Origin of the sequence: Lentisalinibacter salinarum, from assembly GCF_040706555.1 — a bacterium.
GTDB classification, from domain to species: Bacteria; Pseudomonadota; Gammaproteobacteria; order Steroidobacterales; family Woeseiaceae; genus Lentisalinibacter; species Lentisalinibacter salinarum.
Window position 1 is genome coordinate 1531484 of sequence record NZ_JAPDRH010000002.1, and the last position, 23667, is coordinate 1555150.

16 protein-coding genes and 1 pseudogene are annotated in these 23667 nt (G+C 67.1%); 5 read left to right on the plus strand and 12 right to left on the minus strand.

Going from position 1 to position 23667, the window contains the following annotated elements; all coding sequences use genetic code 11:
- Positions 1–4: 4 nt before the first annotated feature.
- From mrcB to ACJMKZ_RS10230, 4 genes are all read right to left on the minus strand, one after another.
- Positions 5–2296, minus strand: coding sequence for a penicillin-binding protein 1B (gene mrcB, locus ACJMKZ_RS10215; RefSeq protein ID WP_405233080.1), 2292 nt, complete (start codon positions 2294–2296; stop codon positions 5–7).
- A gap of 152 nt (positions 2297–2448) precedes the next feature.
- Positions 2449–4230, minus strand: a complete 1782-nt coding sequence (locus ACJMKZ_RS10220; RefSeq protein ID WP_405233081.1) for a hypothetical protein — start codon at positions 4228–4230, stop codon at positions 2449–2451.
- Positions 4231–4529: 299 nt separating this feature from the next.
- Positions 4530–7295 (minus strand): formate dehydrogenase subunit alpha, encoded by a 2766-nt coding sequence (fdhF, locus tag ACJMKZ_RS10225; protein ID WP_405233082.1) that lies wholly within the window; start codon positions 7293–7295, stop codon positions 4530–4532.
- Positions 7292–8995: an NAD(P)H-dependent oxidoreductase subunit E gene (locus ACJMKZ_RS10230; RefSeq protein ID WP_405233083.1), complete on the minus strand. Its 1704-nt coding sequence runs from the start codon at positions 8993–8995 to the stop codon at positions 7292–7294. The genes fdhF and ACJMKZ_RS10230 overlap by 4 nt, the downstream gene beginning before the upstream one ends.
- A gap of 213 nt (positions 8996–9208) precedes the next feature.
- Here ACJMKZ_RS10230 and ACJMKZ_RS10235 point away from each other — a divergent pair, with 213 nt between their 5' ends.
- Complete coding sequence (locus ACJMKZ_RS10235) at positions 9209–10234, plus strand: D-alanine--D-alanine ligase family protein (RefSeq protein ID WP_405233084.1); 1026 nt, start codon at positions 9209–9211, stop codon at positions 10232–10234.
- Positions 10235–10289: 55 nt separating this feature from the next.
- Here the strand turns inward: ACJMKZ_RS10235 and ACJMKZ_RS10240 are convergent, their stop codons facing one another.
- The 3 genes from ACJMKZ_RS10240 to pepN form a co-directional block, all read right to left on the minus strand.
- Positions 10290–12323, minus strand: a complete 2034-nt coding sequence (locus ACJMKZ_RS10240) for a CocE/NonD family hydrolase (RefSeq protein ID WP_405233085.1) — start codon at positions 12321–12323, stop codon at positions 10290–10292.
- 28 nt (positions 12324–12351) lie between these two features.
- Positions 12352–13656: an ArgE/DapE family deacylase gene (locus ACJMKZ_RS10245; protein ID WP_405233086.1), complete on the minus strand. Its 1305-nt coding sequence runs from the start codon at positions 13654–13656 to the stop codon at positions 12352–12354.
- Between the two features lie 97 nt (positions 13657–13753).
- On the minus strand, positions 13754–16363 hold the full coding sequence (pepN, locus tag ACJMKZ_RS10250; protein ID WP_405233087.1) for an aminopeptidase N: 2610 nt from the start codon (positions 16361–16363) through the stop codon (positions 13754–13756).
- Positions 16364–16409: 46 nt separating this feature from the next.
- Between pepN and ACJMKZ_RS10255 the strand changes: the two genes are divergently transcribed.
- Positions 16410–16985, plus strand: coding sequence for a GNAT family N-acetyltransferase (locus ACJMKZ_RS10255; protein WP_405233088.1), 576 nt, complete (start codon positions 16410–16412; stop codon positions 16983–16985).
- A gap of 93 nt (positions 16986–17078) precedes the next feature.
- Here ACJMKZ_RS10255 and ACJMKZ_RS10260 read toward each other — a convergent pair whose 3' ends face one another.
- Entirely contained in the window at positions 17079–18389 is a 1311-nt protein-coding gene (locus ACJMKZ_RS10260; RefSeq protein ID WP_405233089.1) for an ATP-grasp domain-containing protein, read from the minus strand.
- A 191-nt stretch (positions 18390–18580) separates the two neighbouring features.
- On the opposite strand from ACJMKZ_RS10260, the pseudogene ACJMKZ_RS10265 reads away from it, so the two are divergent.
- A pseudogene (locus ACJMKZ_RS10265) lies at positions 18581–18922 on the plus strand (YkgJ family cysteine cluster protein); the annotation flags it as partial.
- Positions 18923–19116: 194 nt separating this feature from the next.
- On the opposite strand, the gene ACJMKZ_RS10270 reads toward ACJMKZ_RS10265, so the two are convergent.
- The 4 genes from ACJMKZ_RS10270 to ACJMKZ_RS10285 form a co-directional block, all read right to left on the minus strand.
- Entirely contained in the window at positions 19117–20361 is a 1245-nt protein-coding gene (locus tag ACJMKZ_RS10270; RefSeq protein ID WP_405233090.1) for an acetamidase/formamidase family protein, read from the minus strand.
- Between the two features lie 14 nt (positions 20362–20375).
- Complete coding sequence (locus tag ACJMKZ_RS10275) at positions 20376–20612, minus strand: hypothetical protein (protein ID WP_405233091.1); 237 nt, start codon at positions 20610–20612, stop codon at positions 20376–20378.
- Between the two features lie 55 nt (positions 20613–20667).
- Positions 20668–21285: a glutathione S-transferase family protein gene (locus ACJMKZ_RS10280; protein WP_405233092.1), complete on the minus strand. Its 618-nt coding sequence runs from the start codon at positions 21283–21285 to the stop codon at positions 20668–20670.
- Between the two features lie 95 nt (positions 21286–21380).
- The gene (locus ACJMKZ_RS10285; RefSeq protein WP_405233093.1) at positions 21381–22088 is read right to left on the minus strand and encodes a crotonase/enoyl-CoA hydratase family protein; all 708 of its coding nucleotides are present in this window, start codon (positions 22086–22088) and stop codon (positions 21381–21383) included.
- Between the two features lie 27 nt (positions 22089–22115).
- Here ACJMKZ_RS10285 and ACJMKZ_RS10290 point away from each other — a divergent pair, with 27 nt between their 5' ends.
- Positions 22116–22352: a hypothetical protein gene (locus ACJMKZ_RS10290; protein ID WP_405233094.1), complete on the plus strand. Its 237-nt coding sequence runs from the start codon at positions 22116–22118 to the stop codon at positions 22350–22352.
- A gap of 201 nt (positions 22353–22553) precedes the next feature.
- Positions 22554–23657 (plus strand): hypothetical protein, encoded by a 1104-nt coding sequence (locus ACJMKZ_RS10295; protein ID WP_405233095.1) that lies wholly within the window; start codon positions 22554–22556, stop codon positions 23655–23657.
- The last annotated feature ends 10 nt before the right edge of the window (positions 23658–23667 follow it).

Consider the following 23667-nt stretch of genomic DNA (forward strand, 5'->3'; position numbering starts at 1 on the left):
GTGATCAGTTCCCCAGTGATTCGAATACGTCGCGCATTCGGTCGCCGATCTCGCCGAGCACATTGCTGCAGCCGGGTTGCCGTCGCAGCCGCGTGCCTTCGGGTACGAGGATCTGCACGGCGTCTCCGCAGCGGCGACGGGACTTCAGGCCGGTATCGTAGTCGATCCAAACGGGCTGGAGGTCCGCCGAGTACGCCGGCTCGTAACTCGCCGTTGACGGCATGGCCGCCATCAGCGGTGCCCAGACGGACAATGCGCCGGATGCGCCGGTGAGTCCCGTCGGTTCGTTGTCATCGCGACCCACCCAGACGACGGCCAGGTGGTCGCCGCTGAAGCCCGCGAACCAGCTGTCGCGATACTCGTCCGATGTGCCGGTCTTGCCCGCAACCACGAGGTCTTCGGGGAGCGACGCCTTCGACGACCGCCCGGTGCCGCGCTGCATGACCTCGACCAGTCCCCGATTCAGCTGGTGCACGGCATTCGGGTCGGCGGCCTGCTCGACTTCGAGCGCGGTCCGGGTCACCGGCTGTCCCTTCGTATCGACTACCGAGCGCACTGCGGTCAGCGGTGTGCGGAAGCCGTCGTTCGCCAACGTGCTGTAAAGGGCGGCCACTTCGAACGGTGCGAGATCCACGGACCCCAGCAGCAACGACGGATAGGCGGGTGGTCGTTCCTCGATGCCGAATGCCGCGAGTGTCTCGACCACCGCGTCGACACCGGTCGCGATTCCGAGCCGCACCGTCGCCTGATTGTAGGACGCCGCGAGCGCCTGCAGCAGTGACACCTCACCATGCGACTCGCGAGAGAAATTCTCCGGCGACCACGTGCGCCCGTTCTCCATGACCACGTCGATCGGTGCATCCTGGACGGTGCTCGCGAGCGTGTACTCGCCCGACTGCAGCGCTGCGAGATAGACGAACGGTTTTATTAGCGAACCCACGGGTCTTCTGGCGTCGAGCGCGCGGTTGAAGCCGTCAGTGGCCACCTCGCGACCACCGACCATCGCGAGCACCGCACCGGTCGCCGGTTGCGTCACGACAACGGCGCCTTCGAGAACGGCAGCCTCTTCGTCCTCCGGCTGAAGGCTTTCGAGGCCCTCCACCAGCTGCTGCTCGGCGAGCCGCTGCACCCGGGGGTCCAGGCTGGTGAATACCCGCAAGCCGCTCGTCGCGATGCTCTCCTCCGAGTACTCTGTGGCGAGCTGGCGTCGAACCAGGTCCATGTACGCGGGCTGGTAGCGTGACCCCACGCGGGATCGCGCCGTAACACCCAGTTCCCGGTTGATCGCCTCGCCGGCGGTCTGACGTTCGACGATCCCGAGCTCGGCAAGCGTTCTCAATACCAGGGTACGACGCTCTAACGCACGCTCCGGGTGGCGCCTCGGGTCATAGTACGACGGTCCTTTGACCAGGGCTACGAGCAGCGCCGTCTCGTGCAGTTCGAGCTGCGACAGATACTTGCCGAAATAGAATTCGCTCGCGAGTCCGAATCCATGAATGGCGCGCGCACCCTGCTGTCCGAGATAGATCTCGTTTACGTAGGCGTGCAGCAGCGTCTCCTTGTCGTAGCGCAGCTCCAGCGCCATGGCCATCACGGCCTCCCGGTACTTGCGGCGGAAGGTTCTGCGGCTGTCCAGGAAATAGCTCTTCACCAGTTGCTGCGTCAACGTGCTGCCACCCTGGCGGATCTCGCCGCTGCGCAGGTTCACCCATGCGGCGCGAAGGATCGCACTGAGATCGAGGCCGAAGTGATGATCGAACTTGCGGTCCTCGACGGCTTTGAGCGCATCGACGAGGAGGGGCGGGATCGCGTCCGGTTCGACCAGCAACCGGTCCTCGTGATGGGTGGCGAAGATACTGCCGAGGCGCATCGGTTCGAGCCGCAGCAACGCAATGCGCCGGCCATCGGCGTTCTCCAGTGCGCGCACCCGACCATCACCGAAATCGACGGTGTAGCGTTCCGCCGGGTCGAGGCTGTCCCAGAAGCGGAAGGGCCGGGTCCAGAGCGTCACCCGGCCGGGCTCGACGCCGTACTGTCCGGGACGCGCCACGACCTCGACCTGCTGGAAGCCGAGGCGATCGAGCGCGGCGGCCAGGCCGGGGGCATCGAGGCGCAGGCCGGCATACAGCTCCAGCGGAGCGGCGTAGACGCCGGCGGGGATATCCCAGCGGCGATCCTCGAACTCGCGGATCGCGCCGATACCGATCACGAGCATGTGGATCACGAGCAGGCTCAGCAGGACGGCGGTGATCGACCGCCCGGGCGCCCGCAGGAAGACTCTCTTCAGCTGTTGCATATGCGACGGTCGTCGCCCTGGTCACGAACGGCGCCCAGCATGCCACTATTCGGGCAGCAATCAAGGGCGTTGTCGCGAAACCGCAGCCGGCGCAGTCGGGCTGACGGTAAAGGCAGGCAACTCAATGCCTTTTCCGGCCGGTTGCCCAGGCGTCAGCCACGCAACCCGGCGCTCACACTTTCGAGAAGGCCCTCGTACACCTGCTCGCCGAGGGTATTGCGCAATGCGCGCGGCGCATGCACTGCCTGCCCGTCATGCCTGGAGCCGAGCCGCCGCAGTTCTCCCCACTGCTTCCCCAGATGCGCCCGTACCTCGGCGGTCCGGCAATGGCAGAGAAACTCCTGAAGAGCATCGACACATCGCCGCGACGGGGGACGATTCGCGCTTGCCGTGTGCTGCTCGGTGATCAGCCGATAGTCGGTACCTCCGTACGCTGCGACTGCCCTGATCTCCGCCGTCGACAGGGCCTTGCCCGAAGTGACGTCGTAGAGCCCGACGATGAACACGGTTCCGATCGGTCCCTGACGAGCCACGGCCGAGGGAGACATGGAGCGCAGGCAGTTCCGCATCCTGGAGCCATGCGTGCGAAGCTCGCGATCGGTGGTCAGCGCGGTCACGCGCGTAGCGCCATCCGTGGAAACGTAATCCTCCGGGATCAGGGGCATCAGTATCTCGCGGGCCCGCATCTGCCGGACCCTGTCGCCGGCTCGTGTCCGCGTGAGCTCTTCTGCGAACAGCGTTGCAACATCCCGCAGACCCTGATCCGCCACCTGCAGAACGATCCTGTCGACCGCCTCGGTGATGACCTTGTCGTCACCGTCCCGGGTGGTAGCCCGCGCAGCGCTGATCTCCTCGCGCACGGTACCGGCGAGCGCCGCGCGGAATCGTGTGATCTGCTCGAGGTCATTCCATCGGGGTAGCCAGCGGTCGAGCGTCTGCCTGTCCCCGCGCCTCGACAGGCGAACGCATACCCGCAGCCACTTCAGTGCCGCCGCCGATTCCCAGACCGGCCGAAGAAACAGGCGCTGCCCGGTGGCAACGACCCGATTGAATTCCTCCCACTCTGCCGGATCGTCCCGGGGCAGATCCTGGGGATGCAGGGCATTGAGCGCCACCATCAATCCCCGGGCATCTCTCGCCCATTGCAGACCCACGATGCCCCAGTCCCTGCCGACGAGGTGCCGCACTACACCCGGTCGCACCTCCCAGCGTGCCGCCAAGCCCTTTATCAGCGGCGCACCCGTATCGACGAATGCACGCAGGTCTTCCCCGGAACTCGCCGGCTCCGCGACGACGGCCGTCAGCAGCAGGCTGGGAAACGTGCCGGCGAACTGCAGGCGGTATCGTTGATACTGGCTGTGCACGAGATAGTTGTAGACCCGCAGGTCGAAGCGCGGGCCGGTGGTCGCGATCGGAAGCGCCTCTGGGTCCATCAGCCTGTGGAAGTCCCGCAGCGCCTCGCCGAGACCGTGCCGCAACTGCGCCCGGGCGGTCCACTCGGCCTGCGCGAGCCCGGCCTCGGGGATGCGCCCGCCCGAACGTGTCGCGGCCGGCCCCCTGACCCAACAGAATGCGACCTTCTCGATCTCCCACAGCCGGTCGTCGATCCGACGGACGGGCGGAGGTGCCATGGAAAGCGATCGGACGCCGAGCTCTTTACGGAGCAGGGACTCGACCGATCTCTTCGTGAAAGCATGGTTCGAGACACGGGCGAGGCACGCGCCCGCCGCCCGCAGGCGCTCGTCCGTCCAGCCTTCTTTTTCGAGGACCAGCATCCAGATAGTCGCGTCCTCCAGCCTCATGAGCGCCGCGCTCTTGATGTGGTCGAGGGCCGGCGGCCCGATGAGAAATTCCGGCCTCGGGAATACGACGAGTTCGGTTATCGGACCCAACCCGTCCATGGATGTGTGAATGAGTTTGCTGATTGGTTCCACCGGTTCTCCCTCGAGGCTGACAGGACAAAGGGGTGCCTTGCGGCACACCCGTCCACGCGTGCAATGGACAACAGGAGGCCGTCGTCACGCGCGCATGCGGTGACGTATTTGAGGCAGTCCAGGGACTATCCGAAGTTACCCGAAAAGACGTCGGCGGCAAAAGGTATTTCCGCAGCTTCCGGCAACCCTTTGATTCCACGATCGCCGCCTCTCCATCCGGGCCGACCGGCGCCGGCTTCGTGCGCTGGGACCATGCCGGCACCGCTCACGTGCTGGTTGGGCTGCGAGAAACGGTTGCGTCAGCGCTCCGGCGGGAGTGTCGCGACAGCGGCGATGCGCGCCGCGCAGAACTTGAACTCCGGAATCTTGCCGAACGGGTCGAGCGCCGGATTCGTGAGCGCATTGGCCGGCGCTTCCGCATAGCAGAATGGCACGAATACGACGCCTTCGGGCACGGCGGGGTCTGCCCGGGCGGTCAGTTCGATATGCCCCCGACGGGTCTCGATGCGCACCCGGGCGCCCGGCGCCAGACCGAGACGCTGCAACGCGGCCGGCGACAGGCTGGCGACGGCTTCGGGCTCGAGCGCATCGAGCACGTACGAGCGGCGCGTCAGTGCACCCGTGTGCCAGTGCTCGAGCTGCCGCCCGGTGGTCAGGATGAGCGGATAGTCCTCGTCCGGCGTCTCATCGGGCGCTATGAGCTCCGTAGGCACGAGACGCGCACGGCCGCTCGCGGTCGGGAATGCATCCTCGAAGACCACCGCCCTGCCGGCCGCATCCGGCGCCGTGCAGGGATAGGTCACGGCGCTCTCGTCGGCGAGTCGCTGCCAGGAGATGTTATCGAGCGATCCCATGACCGACTGCATCTCGGCGTGTACCGCCGCCGGCCCGTCGTAGTCCCAGGCCAGGCCGATGCGGCGGGCTATATGCTGGATGATCCAGAGGTCCTGTCGCGCATCGCCGGGCGGGTCCAGTGCGCGCCGTCCCATCTGTATCTGGCGGTTGGTATTGGTGACGGTGCCGTCTTTCTCCGGCCAGGCGGAGGCGGGCAGTACCACGTCGGCGTGGAAGGCGGTCTCGGTGAGGAACAGGTCCTGCACCACCAGGTGCTCGAGTTCCGCGAGCGCCGCCCGTGCGCTGTCGGTATCGGGGTCCGACATGGCGGGATTCTCGCCCATGATGTACATGCCCCTCACCCGGCCGTCGTGGATGGCATGCATGATCTCGACCACCGTCAGCCCGGCCGCCGGTTCGAGCGGCGTGCCCCAGACGTCCTGGAATCGCCGGCGCACGTCCTCGTCGCCGACCGGCTGATAGTCGGGGTAGACCATGGGTATCAGGCCGGCGTCCGATGCGCCCTGTACGTTGTTCTGGCCCCGCAGGGGGTGGAGTCCGGTCCCCGGCCGGCCGACGTTACCGGTGATCATGGCCAGCGCGATCAGACAACGCGCGTTGTCGGTCCCGTGCACGTGCTGGGAGATGCCCATGCCCCAGAAGATGATGGCGCGTTCCGCCTTCGCATAGGTGCGCGCGACGAGCCGGATGGTGTCGGCGTCGATGCCGCAGACGGGGGCCATCGATTCCGGCGTGAACCCCTGGATACTCCGCCGCAGGTCGGCGAAGCCCTCGGTGCGGTTCTCGACGAAGGACCGGTCGTAGAGTCCTTCTTCGATGATGACGTTGAGCATCGCGTTCAGCAGCGCCACGTCGGTGCCGGGCAGGCACTGCAGCATGTGCGTGGCGTGACGCTTCAGCGCCTGGCCGCGGGGGTCCATGACGATCAGCGTGCGCTCTTTCGCCGCCTGCTTGAAGAAGGTGGCCGCGACGGGGTGGTTTTCCGTGGGATTCGCGCCGGTGACCAGAATCACGTCGGCATCGGCGCAGGCGTTGAAAGGGGCGGTCACCGCGGCCGAGCCGATGCCCTCCATGAGGGCTGCAACCGACGAGGCGTGGCACAGGCGGGTGCAGTGGTCGACATTGTTGGTGCCGAATCCGGTCCGCACCAGTTTCTGGAACAGGTAGGCCTCCTCGTTCGAGCACTTCGCCGAGCCGAAACCGGCCAGCGCGCCGCTGCCGTCCCGGTCGCGGATGCGGACGAAACCTGCGGCCGCCCGATCGAGCGCCTCTTCCCAGCTTGCCGTCCGGAAGTGAGTCCGGGGATCCGCCGGATCGACTTCGCAGTCTGCGGCTTTGGGCGCATCGTCACGGCGGATCAACGGCCGGGTCAGCCGGTGCGGATGGCTCACGTAATCGAAACCGAACCGGCCCTTCACACAGAGTCGGCTGGCATTGGCCGGGCCGTCGCGACCCCGCACCGCGCGGATGGAGTTATTCGCCACCTGGTAGGTGATCTGGCAGCCGACGCCGCAATAGGGGCAGACGCTGTGCACCTCCTCGACCGACTCGCGGCGGGCCACACCACGCTCGTCGACCAGCGACGCCTCGACCAGCGCGCCTGTCGGACAGGCCTGCACGCACTCTCCGCAGGCGACGCAGGTGCTGTCGCCCATGGGATCGTCGAAGTCGAACACGACCCTGGATGCGATGCCCCGATTGGCCATGCCGATGACGTCGTTGACCTGTACCTCCCGGCATGCGCGTACGCAGAGCGTGCAGTGTATGCAGGCATCGAGACCCACACGCATGGCGGGGTGGCTCGTGTCCGGCTCGGGCGCCCTGCGGCGCGGGTAACGACTGGCATGGACGCCCATGGAATCCGCCCAATGCCAGAAGCGGGAATCAGGATCCGGCGAGCGGTCCCGCGCCGGCTGATCGGCCAGCAACAATTCCAGTACGCCCTTGCGGGCGGCGCGGGCACGGGCGCTGTCCGTCGATACGTGCATGCCGTCCGACGCTAGCCTCGCGCACGAGGCGGAGAGCACGCGTTCTCCCTCCACCTCCACCATGCACAGACGGCAGTTGCCGTCGGGCCGGTAACCGGGCATGTCCGCGTGGCAGAGATGAGGGATCACGGTGCCGTGGCGTTTCGCGACCGACCAGATGGTCTCGCCGTCGCGTGCCTCGACCGGCATGCCGTCGAGAGTGAACCGGACAGGAGCACTCATTCGAGTTCCTCCGGAAAATACTCGAGCACGCAACGCAACGGATTGGGGGCCGCCTGGCCCAGGCCGCAGATGGACGCATCCGCCATGGTCTGGGCCAACGCGCCCAGCAGCGGCTCGTCCCATACCGGCCGGCTCATGAGTGCCGCCGCCTTTTCGGTGCCGACCCGGCACGGCGTGCACTGGCCGCAGCTCTCGTCCTCGAAGAAACGCATGAGGTTCAGCGCCGCGGCCCTGACGTCGTCGTGATCGGACAGGACGATCAGGGCATGGGAGCCGATGAAGCAGCCGTGCTCCTCCAGGCGGCCGAAATCGAGCGGCAGGTAATCCAGTCGCGCGGGCAGGATGCCGCCCGACGCGCCACCCGGCAGGTAGGCCTTCAGCGTGTGCCCTTCCTGCATGCCGCCGCAATACTCGTCAATGAGTTCGCGCACGCTGATGCCGGCCGGCGCCTGCTTGACGCCCGGTTCGCGCACCCGCCCCGATACGGAATAGCTGCGCAGCCCGACGCCGCCGTTGCGGCCGTGGCCGGCGGCCCACTCGCCGCCCTGTTCCAGGATGTCCCGCACCCAGTAGAGGGTCTCGACGTTCTGCACCAGCGTCGGGCGCCCGAACAGGCCGGTCTCGGCGACGTAGGGCGGGCGAAGCCTCGGCAGCCCGCGCTTGCCCTCGATGGACTCGATCATGGCGGACTCTTCGCCGCAGATGTAGGCGCCGGCACCGCGCCGCAGGTGCACGCTCGTGTGACGCGTCCACCCGGCGGTTTCCAGTTGCGGGAGTTCGGCGAGCAGGATCGTGCGGACCGCGGGATACTCGTCGCGCAGGTAGATGTAGACGGCCTCCGCCTCGACCGCCCATGCCCCGATCAGTACACCCTCCAGGAATCGCAGCGGGTCGCGCTCAAGATAATAGCGGTCTTTGAAAGTCCCCGGCTCGCCCTCGTCGGCGTTCACGGCCATGAGTCGCGGCGCCGGCGCGGAGTGCACGATGTGCCACTTCCGGGCGGTCGGGAAGCCGGCGCCGCCGAGACCGCGCAACGCGCCCCGCTCGAGTTCCGCGAGCACCGTCTCGCGCTCCATGTCGCCGTCCAGGCAGCGCTCCAGCAGGTCGAATCCGCCCGAGCGCCGATAGGCCGCGAGGCCCACGTAGTCGGGCAGGTCCGGCTCGGTCCGGCCGCTGCGCGCCGCCTCGAGCACGCTCCCGGCGTCGGCATCGTCGATCTGGCGCCGGCCGACTACGGCCACCGGCGCGTGATCGCAGCGTCCGACGCACGGGGCACGCAGCACGCGGACGTTCGCCGGCGCATCACGCTGCAGGGCCTCGTGCAGTGCGCTCGCTCCCATGATCTCGCAGGTCAGGCTGTCACAGACCCGGATGGTGACGGGGGGAGGCGGCTCCTGGCCGTCGTCCAGTACATCGAAATGGGCGTAGAACGTCGCCACTTCGTAGACCTCAGCCAGCGGCAGGTTCATGTGTTCGGCCAACGCCGCCAGGTGCGCGGGCGACAGACAGCCGTAACGATCCTGGACGCGGTGGAGATGCTCGATCAGCAGGTCGCGGCGACGGGACTGTCCGTCGAGCAGGGCGCGTATCTCGGCAAGGGCGTGCGCATCGACCTGCCGGCCTCGCGGTACGTGGCGGCCACGGCCCCGGCCGGAACCGGGGTGATGCCGACGGCTGCTCTTCGAGTCGTCTGAGCGCATTTATCCTCCCGGGAGGCGGGTCGCGGACGGCGCCTCTCGCTGCGGGTACCCGCCGGTGCCGTCACGGTTGCCGTCACCGATGCCGTCACCGATCGCGTCATCATAGCGCACGCTCGCCGCCGGAGCGGAGGCCGCCACGGGTCTGCGCGGCTGAAATCTCCGAGCGGTTCTGTCAAGCTGGTCGGCAAGCCACACGGAGACCGAACGACGCCAATGACCCGGCAAGGTAAACAGCTCGATATCGTCCTGTTGAGTGGCGATCCCGCCCTGCCCTACAGGCACGGCATCGATGGCCGGCTCAGCCCGGACGACGTCGCGGCGGCCGAGCGGGCGCTCGCGGCCGTGGACGGTCTCGACGGCTACAGCGCCAGGCACGTCTGTGACCACGAGGAGCTGATCGATCGCCTGCGGCGGGAGCCGCCCGATCTCGTGCTGAATTTCTGCGATACCGGCTACCGGAACGAGCTCGCCAACGAGGCCAATATCCCGGCCCTGCTGGAGCTGCTGGAGATCCCTTACACGGGTGCCGCCCCCGCTGCCATGCATCTGTGCGGCGACAAGGCCATCGTGCGGCTGCTCGCCGCTGCCAACGGCATCCCCGTGCCCAACGAGACGCTGGTCGATCTGCATGCCGACCCGCTGGTCCGGCCCGACCTGTACCCGGCGATCATCAAGCCCAACGGCGGTTGCGGCAGCATCGGCGTCACCCGCGATGCGGTGGTCAACGACGCCGCCGAGGCGGACGCCTATCTGCGCTGGCTGGCCGAGGAGACCGACTGGGGCCAGGCGTTGATCCAGGACTTTCTCACGGGCGCGGAGTATACGATCGGGCTGGTCGGCAATCCGGGGCAGGGATTCACCGTCCTGCCGCCGCTGGAAATCGACTACAGTGGTCTCGATCCGTCGCTGCCGCCGATCCTCACCTACGGCTCGAAGTCGGATCCGGACTCGCCCTACTGGCAGACGCTGCAGTTCAGACGCGCCGAGTTCGACGACGAGACCCTGGCCCGTCTGGTGGAATACAGCGCGTGGCTGTTCGAGCGCCTCGGTTTCCGTGACTACGCCCGCATCGACTTCCGCGCGGGCGCCGACGGCGTGCCGCGCCTGCTGGACCCCAACTTCAACCCGACCTGGGCCGACGACGGCAAGATGGCCCTGATGGCGAGCTGGGCGGGGTACGACTACCCTGAGCTGCTGCGCATGATTCTCACTGCGGCGCGGGGACGGTACGGGCTGTAGGCCACGGGTCTTTCCGGGTCTTTCCTTCGACGATCGCGGTCCGCGGGGAGTCGAATCACAGGAGTCCGCGCGGGATAACCTCGTCCCATTCACGGTGGAATATGATTTCGCCGCCCTCGTAGGCCTCCAGGACCGCCTCCATCCGGAAATTCTCCCGGTCGGCCGAGAGCGCGGTGCGGCATTCGATGCGGATCCGCCAGTCGGCGCGCCGGAAGATCGTCTTCTGCTCCAGTTCCGCTCGCGCGGTCAGCGGCTCGTATTCGTTGATGCGGAAGGTCTTGCGCACGGTGTAGCCGACGGTCAGGTCGATGTCCTCGATGCGGGCCAGGGCGGCACCGCCGAAGTCGCCGCCGTCGCCGAAGGTGGTATAGACGGTCTCCTCGTTGGTGAGGTCGAGCTCGATCATGCGCTGGGCCTCGGCCCATTCCAGCGGGGTGTGGTCCGCCCGGGGCCCTCGCTCCGGCGGCTCGAAGGCGGGCAGATCCTCGTCGCCGGGGCGCGGCGGGCGCACCGGCAGCTCGAGTTGGCTGGCGCCGGTGAACACCGTCAGTTCCACGGGCTCGGGCGCCGGCCAGATCATGGGCCAGTAGGTGCTGGATACGGCCACCCGCATGGTGTGACCGCGCGCGAAGGAATAGGCGATGTCGTTCAGCCGGATCGCCACCCGGTAGCGCCGACCCGGCTCCAGGGGCTCCGGGTGCTCGTGACCGTTGCGATGCGTCAGGTTGAGCACGCCGAAGCTGACGCGCCCGGAGGCCCCGTCCGGCGCCACGTCGTTCAGTCTCACGATGACGTTCGCGACCGGTCGGTCGACCGCGAGCTCCAGGGTGACCACCGGCGAGCCGAGGATCTCCAGGGTCTCGAGCAGCGGATCGGAATCGAATACCAGTGACTTGCCGTCGTCGGGGCGCTGGTCGAGGGGCGCGTCCCCGTCGGCGCCGAATCCGTAGAAGTCGCCGCCGCGCAGGCCGGTGGTCTGCGGCGAGATGAGTCGCACGCGGTCCTCGATGTCCGGATGCTCACCCAGCGACAGCACGTTGAGATACCAGTGGCGCGGCTCGATCCGTGGCGAGGGCCAGTCGTCCTCGGCCACCCAGCGGCCGGGACGCTCGTCGTGGAAGGGCGCAGGCGGCACCCACTCCTCCATCCAGGCCCGCACCGGCGGCTCGTCCATGATGCCGTTGTCTTCGTCCTTCAGCCAGTAGTCCCACCAGCGGACGGCTTCCTGGAAAAAGCCGATGCGCGGCCCCGGCGTCGCCGCGTGCGGGAAGGCGTGAGGCCAGGGGCCTATCAGCGCTTTCTTCGGCGCATTCAGGCCCGCCATCAGGCGCGGGATGGCGTTGACGTAGCCGTCAGCCCAGCCGCCCACCGCGTAGACGGCGCATTCGATGGCGTCGTAGTCCTCGCACACCGAGCCGTGCTTCCAGTAGTCGTCGCGGTTCGGGTGCTGCATCCAGACAGCGGGGAAGGGCCGGTTCTTCTCCAGCCGCTGCAGCCACTTGTCGCGCCAGCCCTCGCCGCTGACCTCGGGATCGGGCGGACAGGCGTTCAGGGAGAAAAAGGCCGAGCCCCAGGTGAGATTCTCGTTCAGCAGGCAACCGCCCTTGTAATGGGCGTCGTCCGCGTAGCGGTCGTCGGTGGAGCACATGGTGATGATGGCCTTCAGCGCCGGCGGGCGCCGGGCCGCCACCTGCAGCGAATTGAAGCCGGACCAGGACAGCCCGATCATGCCGACGTTGCCGCTGCACCAGGACTGGTTCGTTATCCACTCGATGGCGTCGACGGCGTCGTCCTGCTCCTGCTCGAGGTATTCGTCCCGGAGGATGCCGTCGGAGTCGCCGGTACCGCGCACATCCAGGCGGATGCCCGCGTAGCCGTGTCCGGCGAAATAGTGGTGCAGTGGCTCGTCGCGCAAGCGGGTGAAGTCGCGCTTGCGGTAGGGCATGTACTCGAGGATCGCCGGTACAGGCGCCTCCCCGGCGTCGCTCGGCATCCAGATGCGCGCCGCCAGGCGGACACCGTCACGCATGGGGATCCAGACGTTCTCGAAGACCCGGACCGACTCGGGGAATTCCTCGACGATTTTCAAAATGCGGCGATATCTGCTGCCCGGGACATCAGCCGGCGGCCCGGACCTGCTTGTGCGCCTGCAGTTCGTCGACGTGCATGTCGAGCAGTCGCTCCGTGGTCTTCACCAGGGTGCGCGCCACCTTGCAGGTGGCCTCCAGCGAGACGGACTCGTTCGGCGCGTGCGCCTGTTCGATCTCGCCCGGACCATAGACGACCGTGGGCACGTTGGCGTGGCGTACCCAGCCCGACATGTCGCAGCCGTAAGGGGCGGCGGCGATCGGGGTGGTCGTGCGGAATTCCTCCTCGGCCGCCTCGGCGAGCGCGGTCACCAGGGGGTGGTCCTGTTTCGTCTCCGCGGAACCGAAGCCCGACGCCAGTCGACTGATCCTGGGAGGGTTCTGGCTCAGCCAGGCGTCGTCCTTGATGTGCTCCATGATGGCCTTGCGGAAACGTTCCTCGGCCTCGTCGATGGTCTCGTCCAGAGCGACGCCCACGCGCACCTGCGCCTCGAGCGAGTCCATGACGCTCGACGACCACAGCCCGCCGTGGATGGTCCCGACGTTGGTTGCGTAGGGCAGCGGATGCACCTTCATCAGCGGGTGCTCGACGGCTTCGTTCAGCTTCCTCTCGTCCTCGCGCATGGCCTCGTAGACGGTGATGAAATGGTCCAGGGCGCTCTCGCCCTGCAGGCGCTTGCTCGCATGCGCCGACTTTCCGGGCACGTTGATTTTCAGCGACATGGCGCCGGCGTGAGCAATGACCAGCTCCGGCACCCCGTTGGCGCCGAGTGTCGGTTCCGGGATGATGCAGGCGTCGGCGTCCCAGCCACCGCGGATGGCGGCCAGCGTACCGAGCCCGCTGTCCTCCTCGGCCGGCACGGCGGCGAAGATGATCCGCCCCGGGAAATTGCGGCCGCTCTCGGCGAACGCCTCGAATACGGCCATGGCGGCGATCAGACCGGCCTTCATGTCGGAGGCGCCGCAGCCGTAGATGCGGTCGCCCCGCGCCACACCCGAGAACGGCTCGTCGTTCCAGTTGGCGTAATCGCCGGGCGGCACCACGTCCACGTGTCCGGTCAGGAGCACGGACGGTCCGGGCTGCTCCCCGCGCAGCACGCCGACCACCACGGGCGCCCACGCGCGCTCTACCTCGTGGCCCGGGTAGCGGGGATCACGCTGCAGCGAAGCGATGCCGTCGTTCCAGTAGTCGATCTCGGCATCGAATTGCTGCAGCCAGTTCGCGATGTGCGATACCACCGCATCCTCCTGGCCCGTGACGGAGGGAATGCGGATCAGGGAGACCAGATTCTCCCGGATACGGTCTTCGTCGATGAAAGAAGTGCGTCTGGCCATATCTATGCCTCACTGTATCTTCTTGATACGTCACAGTATCAGATCAGCCCAAGTACCGTCGCAAACGCCCCCCGGGCAGCGGGACGACTCGCACTGATCAGTCGCCGAGTCCGGCGTTCGCGATCTCCGCGCTCATCGCCGACAGATCCGGCGCCTGCGCCACCCGTATCAGCTCCGCACGCATGCCCTCACGCCGCTCCGGCGTCTGTCGGCGCCAGTCGACCAGGTTGCGCAGCAAACCGGCGGCCAGCGGCGGGTTGTCGTGATCGATGGCGAGGACGCAGTCGGCCAGCAGCCGGTAACCCGCGCCGTCCGGCCGATGAAAACGGAGCGTGTTCTCGGTACAGAATGTCTCGATCAGGGCGCGTACCCGGTTCGGCTGGCCCAGGGAGAAAACCGGATCGCACATCAGCCGCTGTACCCGTGACAGAGTGTCGGCACGCGAGGATCGCGCCTGCAGCGCGAGCCACTGGTCCATCACCAGCGGCTCGTGCCCCCAGCGCTCCCGGAACTCTGCCAGCCAGTCATCGACCTGCGGATCCTCGCCGTCGGCCAGCAGTGTCAGGGCGGCGAGCCGCTCGCTCATGTTCCCGGCCTCGCGCCATTGGCGCCGGCAGTGCCTCTGCGCCTCGGTGTCGCCGGTTGCAAGCCAGTACCCCAGGCAGACATCGCTGAGTCTGCGCCAGCCGGCTTCGCGCACGGTGGGCGGGCCGGGACGGCCGCTGCCGGGCGGCCGGACCATGGTCCGCCACGCATCGCCCTGGCGCTCGCCGAGCCAGCGCTGCAGCGCGTCGCGGGCGACGTGTATGGTTTCGTAATCCGGCTCGATCTCCGCCAGCGTCAGTGCCTTCTCGCCGGGCAATGCCAGCAGACCGGCCGCCAGACCCGGATCGTCCGGGGCCTGCGCGACGATACGCGAGAAAGCGCCGAGCAGCGCGGCGGGCTCCTCCGGCGTACCGCGGACGGCCGCCTGTACGTGCCGCGCGGTCAGACGCTCGATCGCGTCCCGGCGCGCACAGGCGTCATCGTCGAAACAGGCGATGGTCTCGAGGTCCGCTTCGGAGTAGTCGTACCCGATGCGCACGGGTGCAGAAAAGCCGCGCAGCAGGGAAGGCACGGGCGGCTCCCCGATGCCTTCGAAGCGGAACGTGTGAGTGATCTCGTGCAGCTCGAGCACCGTCGAGTCACGCTCCGCGCTCGGCTCGCCCTGCAGCCGCAGGGGCAGCCGTCGGCCTTCCCGGCTCAGCAGCGCCAGCGCGACCGGCAGGTGCAGTGCCCCGCCGGCGACCGCCGCGCCCGTCTGGGTCACGGTCAGGGCCGCGCAGGCAGACGCCGGATCATGGTCGAGGCGGACCCTGAGAACCGGCGTTCCGGCCCGGTCGTACCAGCTCGCGAACTGACTCAGGTCCCGGCCGGACACGGCTTCCATACAGGCCAGGAAGTCCTCGATGGTGGCGGCGGCGCCGTCGTGGCGCTCGAAAAAGCGGTCCGTGCCGCGGCGGAACACAGCCTCGCCGAGCAGCAGGACGAGCATTCGGATAACTTCGGCGCCCTTGCTGTAGACGGTATCGGTGTAGAAATTGTCGATGCGCCGGTAGGAGGAGGGACGCACCGGATGCGCCAGCGGGCCGGCGTCCTCTGCGAACTGCCGGGTGCGCATGATCGCCGCGTCCTCCAGGCGGCGCACCTCGCCCCAGCCCTGGTCGGCGACGAACTGCTGCTCCCGGAACACGGTGAAGCCTTCCTTGAGCGCGAGCTGGAACCAGTCGCGGCAAGTGACCCGGTTGCCGCTCCAGTTGTGCAGGTATTCATGGGCGACCAGCGCCTCGATGTCGCGATAGTCGCGGTCGGTCGCGGTCTCGGGATCGGCGAGTACATAGCGGTCGTTGAAGATGTTCAGTCCCTTGTTCTCCATGGCACCCATCGTGTAGGTGCTGACCGCCACCGCGTTGAACACCTCGAGGTCGTACTCGCGACCGTAGTGCGCCTCGTCCCAGGCCATGGCGCGGCCGAGCGTGTCGAGCGCATGCCCGCAGCGCTCGCGATTACCGGGCTCGACGTAGACGGTGACGGCGACCTCGCGTGCCGAGGCCGTCTCGACGCGCTCGCTCCGGCTCTGCAGGTCGCCTGCGACAAGCGCGAACAGATAGCTCGGCATCGGGTAGGGGTTGTGCCAGACGACGCGGTGGCGCCCGTCTGCGAGGTCTTCGTGCGCGACCGGATTGCCGTTCGCCAGCAGCACCGGATAGCGCCGGGCCTCCGCTATGAGGGTGGTCGTGAACACCGCCAGCACGTCGGGCCGGTCCGGGAAGAAAGTGATGCGGCGGAATGCCTCGGGTTCGCACTGGGTGCAGAGCATGTCGCCGGCGCAGTACAGGCCCATCAGCTCGGCGTTCCGGTCCGGGTGGATCACGACGGTCGTCGTGAGCTGCAGATGGTCCGCCGTGCCGGGGATCGTCAGGCCCGACGCGTCCTGACTGAACGCGCCCGCCGGCAGCCGCCTGCCGTCCAGTGTGACGGACTCCAGCGTGAGTTCCTCGCCGTCGAGCCGCAGCGGCGCGGCGCTATCGGTAGCGTCCGGATTACGCCGCAGCGACAGCGTGCTGGTGACCCGCGTCGCTGCCGGGTCCAGCTCGAGGACCAGATCGGCGCGATCCGCCAGGAAGGCCGGCGGGCGGTAGTCGTCGCGGCGCACGGTATCGCTCACCGGGCGCAGTCAACGAGCCGACGCTGCGGCGGTATCATGCATACACATGAGTGAGCGCGAAGACGATACTGTTCAGCCGCCGCAGCCCGTTCTGCGGCGCGGCCGGGTGACGCTGCGGCCGAGCACGCGGGCCGACTGCGAGTTCGTCGTGTCGGTGGAGTCGCACCCGGAGAACGCTCGCTTCGTCGGACAATGGCCGCCGCAACGCCACCTGGAATGCATGGCGAGCCCGGACAGCCTGCACTGGGTCGTCGAGTCCGACGGCCGCCCCATCGGCTACGCGGTGCTCGAGGATGCCGACGACCCCAATCGGAGTCTGCTGCTGCGCCGCATCGCCATAGCGGGCAAGGGGCGCGGCCACGGCAGCGCGGCGCTGCGGCTGGTAGCGCGCTACTGTTTCGAGGTGCTCCATTTTCACCGGCTGTGGCTCTATGTGGCCGTGGACAATCGGCGGGCCTACCGCTGGTACCTGAAGCACGGCTTCGTGGAGGAAGGCGTCGCGAGGGACTGCGAGCGCCGCGGCGACGACTACGTGTCGATGCACGTGCTCTCGATACTCGAGGATGAGTACCACGACACCCTCGGCCGGCGCCGCAGCCCGGCGGGTGATGCCCGGCCCTGATTCCACCGTGATCGTGATCACGGCATTCGGACGAATGAGATGCCGCGACGGTGTCCTGCCGACGCGCTGCGGGTCGGTTCCCGGGCGCTGCGCTCACACCAGGATGTTGCCCCAGCTGTTCGGCAGCACGTCCTCGAAACGCAGGTCCAGCACGTCCATGATATTGCGGAACTTCACGTGCAGCTCCTGCTGGTCTTCCGCGCCGATGAAGATATCTCCGATCTCGTAGCTGTAGCTGTCCTGGCCGCGCAGGTCGGAGAGCCGCGTGCCCTCGTCGACCCCGATGTGGATCAGCAGCTCCGGATAGATGCGTTGCAGGGCGGCGATCTGCGCTTTGGATGGCGCATGGGTCACCACCGTGTCTCCGAACACGCGCGGCATGAACTTGCCTGCCATCGGGTAGCGGCCCTCGTTGCGCGGGAAGTCCGGTTTCCTCCCCAGCGCGATGTCGATGGCCACCTCGTGGTGCGAGGCGCCGGTGGCGATCCGGAATATCGGGCAATGGGACTTCGAGATGCGGGGGTTGATCTCCAGCAGCCAGATCCTGTCTTCGTACTCGTCCCAGAAGAACTCCATGTTGAACGGCGTGTTGTCGAGCTCGATGCCTCTGAGGATCGTGTCGGCATGCTGTTTCATGCGCGACTGTACGCCCTCCGGCAATTGCGAGGGATACTGGTAGCTGAAGAAGCTCACCTGGTTCGAGGTCCTCAGCGAATCGACGACGGCGTAGACGTGGGTCTCGCCGTTGTAGACGTAACCCTCCAGTGTGCACAGTCGGCCGCCGATGATGGCCTCGGCGATGCAGGTGGAGCCGTCGCCGCGATCGGGCAGGGCCCCGCGATTGTTGCTGTACTGCAGGATGTTGTTGAACGGCTCCGAGAAGATCGAGATGTTGTCCCGTATGGTCTGCATGGCCACGCGATACTGGTCCTCGTTCTCGATGCGAAACCCGAGATAGGAAGAGAACGAGACGCTCGGCTTCAGCCAGAACGGGTATTCCATGTCCAGATCGCCCACCGGATCGTCGCTGAAGGGATCCAGACCCTGGTAGTCGGGCGTGCACTCCGGCAGCACCTCTTCGCCGGCGCGCCGGTTCCAGTACTTGTGCTCGCAGTAGAGCACGCTCTCCAGTGTCGGCGTCGGCAGGTCGTATTCGCGCCGGAGTATCGGCAGCATGGAGGTGGTGGGGAAATCCCAGTGGCCTATGATGCCGTCGACACCGGGCGCTTCCTTCAGCGTCTTGCGTGCCTCGGCCATGATCTCGTCCATAGGGTAGGACTCGGGCAAGACCATGGTGTCGTAATCGACGAGACCGTGGAACTCGTATTCGCTTGCGTCGCGCACCGTCTGCAGTTCCTTCAGATTGACGTCATCGAGTCCGATTACGAAGATGTGTTTGGTCATGCGCGCCTCCTCGCGTGGTGCGATTCCCGTCGTTTGTTTCCCTTATTCAGCATACATGGCCTGTGGCGCGCTCGCCGCCCGGCGGCCGCGCACCCGGAACAAGCCGGTTGCCGGCACTATTGCCAAAGGTCCGGTTCGGGGCGCAGAATCGCCCACCTTTTTCATTAGGGACAGGTGACGCTTCGGCGTGTATGTCGCATCCGTGTCTGTCGTGCGGCGCCTGCTGTGCCCACTTTCGAGCTTCCTTCCACTGGCTGGAGACCGACGCGGCCGCGGGCGGCCTGACGCCTGCCGAACTGACCGTTCCCGTCTCGAGGCACCTGGTGGCGATGCGCGGCATCGACCGCGATCCGCCGCGCTGCATCGCCCTGGAAGGGCGCATCGGCGAGGCGGTCCTGTGCGCCATCTACGAGCAGCGCGCCTCGCCATGCAGGGGGTTCCAGGCATCGTGGGCCGACGGGCGGCACAACGAGCGCTGCGACCGGGCGCGTGCCGTCCACGGATTGCTGCCGCTGCGGCCGCCATTACCGCCGCCGGCGTTGGGTGAGGCAGCCGCTTGCGACAGCGACATGGCCGTCCCCGCGGCGGCTGGCACCGCCGACGCGTCTGCGATGCCGGGTCTCCCGCCGTAACGACGATGAAACCGGCCGCGGCGTGAGCGCCGTACGGTACGTTCAGGCTGGAGAAGCCCGCAACGACCGCCGCAGACTGAGACCGGGAGGACGCGTCAGTCTCGTCCCACGAATATGTCCAGGGGCAGTATTGCGGTCACGCCGACGTTCGGCACGTCGACGAGCTGGCCGATACGCATGTCAACCGCGACGCTGGCGATCATGTAGGCCTGTGTCCGGTCATAACCGTACTCCGCGACGATGTAGTCGATCATGGCGGCAAGTGCGTTTCGCGCCGCCAGATTGAGATCGGCCGACAGATTGCTCAGATCCGCGATCTTCGGCGACTGCAGATAAACGAGGTCCGCAGGCACGCTGTCCGGCTCCTTGAGGGGGAAGCCGGTGACCGCGTAGAAGCGCTCCGAGGGTATCCCGAGTACCGCCGACGGCCCCTCGTAATGCGGGCCGCGGGACAGGTCCGGCGGGTCATCGACGATACGGGTCGTGACCGTCATCCTGCCGCCCATCTCGATGGCCGTGCCCGCCACCTCGCCATCGCCCTGGGCATAGTGGAAATCGCCCACCGCAAGGCCGCAGCCGTCGACGAGACACGGCAGATAAACCGTACTGCCCACGGTGATGTAGCGGATGTCCATGTTACCGCCGTGTTCCCGAGGCGGGATGGTGCGCAGGCACTCCGACGGCTTCGTTCCCTCGGGCCCGCACAGCGAGGCGGGCGCGGCCTCATCCGGGTCCGGATTCATCACGGCACCGCCGGATTGGAGCAGCTTTGTCTCGCGCGCCAGCGCCTCGGCGAGCAACGCCTCGCCGGGCAGCGTCGTCACGACGCCCGGAAAACTCGCGTTCGGAATACGCACGCCCGGCAGTGCATCGCTGAGGGCGTATTCATCGTTAATGCGCCAGATGATGAAACGCGGGTCCGTGCCGAACTGGTCGCCTGCGAAACCGAATGGTCCGGCCGTGGTCCAGCCGACGTCGTCGGGTTCGAGTGCCTCGATGGTCACCGCCAGCACGTCGCCGGCTTTGGCGCCTTTGATAGAAACCGGCCCGGTCAGCGCGTGGACGATGCCGACTCCCTCCCGGGGAGTGCCACCGGCGCTGGAAAACTCGTCCGGATCCAGCGTGAGATCGAAGGCGTCGCGGCTGTTGAATACGATACGTTCACCGGGCTCCGCGCTGGCAACCATCGGGATATCCGGATGCAGGCGGTTCATACACGCCGGATCCTCGGCGCAGCCCACGCTGCGATCGCCTACGTCGATCTCGGCGGCGACGTTCGTAACTGCTGCCAGGCTCGACAGCAGCCCGACGGACAAACAAAACGAAAGACCCGATTTCATAGGCACGCCCCCCGTCAGGCATCCTTCTGGCGTTCGATTTCCACTGCGAGCATGATGCGGTCGAGTTCGCTCTCTATCGACTCGATCCGCCGCTCCAGCGCCGCCAGATTTTCCGCGGCCGCCGCGTCCGGCCCGTCATCCGACAACGACGACCGGAGGGCAGCCGCCTCGTTGCGCAGTGCGGTCCGCTTCTGTTCCAGTTGGCGCAGCCGGGTGCTTCCTCCCGGTTGCGGATAGTCGTCGTCTTTCATCGAGCCCGGTCCCTCATTGAGCGATCATGCAACAGATTGCCGGCAGCGGCCTTTGTCAGTCGCTGGACGATCCGGCGGCATCGTCCAGTTCGGCTGCGCGGCGATAGGCATGACGATCGGTGATCCGGGCGGCATAGCGCTCGAAGCTCTCTCGCTTCGGAATGGTCCCGAATTGCATTCCCCACGCAATATGGGCGCCGACGTAGACGTCCGCCGCGGTGAAAGCCTCACCGGCAATGTAGGTGGTGCCGCTCACCGCCGTCTCCAGCGTTTCCAGCGTGTTCTGGAGATTCCCGTAGCCGGCCATCATCTGTTTCTCCGCCGGTACCTCGAAGCCGAGCGAGGCGTTCACGATCGCGGCTTCCAGCGGTCCTGCGGCGAAGAACAGCCAGCGATAATAGGGGCCGCGCTTGGAAACAGGCGGGGCCAGTCCCGCGTCCGGAAAGGTATCTGCAAGATAGGCGCAGATGGCTGCGCATTCGGTGACGATAGTGTCACCATGTCGGATCGCAGGTACCTTGCCCATCGGGTTGATCGCCAGATATTCCGCCGACTTCATCGTGGTGCCGTATTCGAGGATCTCGGTCGCGTAGTCGACACCGACCTCCTCGAGCATCCAGCGGACCATGCGGCCGCGTGACTGTGGGTTCGTGTAGAAGACGAGTTCGCTCATGGGAATCCCCCGCACGGATTGTCCGGACATCCTAACCCGTCCGTCCGGCCGCGGTCTCGGGCACTAAGAGGCCGGGAAAGGGGTTGCCGGCGGATTCAGGACGAGGCGGTCTGCACGCCGCCCGCCTCGAAATCCCGCTGCAATGCCAGTTTCAGACGCTCCGCGAGCGGTTCCCGTACCCGCTTCTTGGTGTTGCGATGCGCTTCCATGTTGAGCGTGGCGAGGGCTGCGGCCATGTCGGCGGCCCGGGTCGCGAGCTCGCCGGCCGGGACCGCCTCGTCCAGGAAACCGGCCTCGACGGCCCCTGCGGGGTCGTAGATCCTCGCCAGGTCCACGGCCTGGTCGAGGTGTACCTGCGCCAGTCTCGCGCGGGCGAGTTCCACGCCGAACCAGGGCAGCGTCATGCCGATGGCAACCTCGTTCAGACCGAGTTTGTAATCGCCTTCGGCGCCGATGCGGTAGTCGACCGACAGGCAGAGCAGCGCACCCATGGCGAGCGCATGACCGCTGACCGCCAGAACCACCGGAGTCTCGAAGGTCAGCAGGCGGCCGGCGACCTCGGCGCCCTGGTGCAGGAGTCTCGCGGCCTCCTCGCCGCCCTGACCCATGACGGAGAGATCGAAGCCCGCACAGAACTTGCCCGGCCGGCCGGTGATGATCACCACCTTGCCGGTGGCCGCCGCCCGGTCGAGGCCGGCGTTCAGGCTGTCGAGCATGTCGAAGGACAGGGCGTTGGCCTTGCCGTCGTCCATGGTCAGCAGGAAGTGGCTGTCGTTCTCGGTGGCCGTAACAAGCGCGGTCATCTTCCTCTCCCGGGGGTTGCCTCTTGGTTGCAGGTCTCAGGCATCCTGCTGCCGTTCCATCTCGGCCGCCAGGCCGATGCGCTCGAGTTTCTGCTCCGTCGCTTCGAGCCGATCCTCCAGTTCGGCGATGTCCCGCTCGACTCCCGCATCGCCCCCCTGTCGGACAGCGCCGCCCTGAGCGTGTCGATACGGGCGCGCAGCGCGGAGCGCTCGTCTTCCAGCCGCCGCCACTGGCTGCCGTCCGTCGGCAGCATCGGGTCGTGATCATCTTTCATCGGTCACTGGTCCGGTCTACGCTCTGCCAGTCGCCGAGCATACCGCTTTCGGGGATGGAGCGTGCCCCTGTTCCCGGGCAACCGGGCCCCGCGCGCCGCCGCGCTGCGAGGCAGCACGGGGACGAGGTGCGCTAGCGCTTGACACGACGCCTCCCTCGTTTAGTTTGGCGCCTGGCCACGGCTATCCGAGGTGAGCGAGATTTACCAGCGGTTCCTGCGCGTCTACATCGTGCCCGGCGCGGTGTTCCAGTCCGTGATGGTCGGCGGGGGCTATGGCACCGGCCGCGAGATTGTGGAGTTCTTCACGGCCTACGGCGCCATCGGCGGACTGCTCGGTCTCGGCGCCGCCTGGCTGCTGCTCGGCGCGGTGCTGGCGGTCACCTTCGAGCTGGCGCGACAGCATGCGGACTACGACTATCGCAGCTTCTTCAGGCGTCTCCTCGGACCCGGCTGGATCGCCTTCGAAGTGCTCATGGTCCTGCTGTTCCTGCTGGTGCTCGCCGTGCTCGCCTCCGCAGCGGGCAATATCCTCCGCGATAACCTCGGCATCCCGTACGGCGCCGGCCTCGCAGTCATGCTGGCGGCGGTCGGGCTGCTCACCTTTTTCGGCCGCGAGCTGATCGAGAAAGTACTGACGTTCTGGTCCGCGGTTCTGTACGCTGCCTTCATCGCCTTCTTCTTCCAGGTGTTCGGCGGCGAGGACGTGTCGCTCGCCGGGGAGCTCGTCGTGGGCGACATCCAGAGCGGATGGCTGACGAGCGGACTGAAGTACGCTCTCTACAACCTCGCCATCGCCCCGCTGCTGCTCTACGTCGTGCGCGGGATAGAGACCCGCGGCCAGGCGCTGCGCTCCGGCGCCGTCGCGGGGCTCATCGCGCTGGCTCCCGCGGTGCTGGCCCACCTCGCATTCCTGACCGCCCGGCCCGGAGTCCTGGACGAAGCGATACCGACCTACTGGATGCTGGCGCGGCTCGGCCTGCCGGCGATGACCGTCGTGTTCAGCTTCGTCCTGTTCGGCACCTTCATCGAAACCGGGGCCGGGCTCCTGCAGGGCATAAACGACCGTATAGACGCATACCTCGCCGAGAAGCGCGGCGAGGGACTGAGCCCGCCGGCACACGCTGCGATCGCCGTCGCGGCCATACTCTTGAGTGCCGCGCTCTCGCTGATCGGCATCACGAGCCTGATCGCGCAGGGATATGGCACCATGTCCTGGGGGTTCCTGTTCGTGTACGTGCTGCCGGTGCTGACCATCGGAATCTGGCGTCTCGCGCACAGCCGCCCCTCGCCCTGAACAGAAGGAA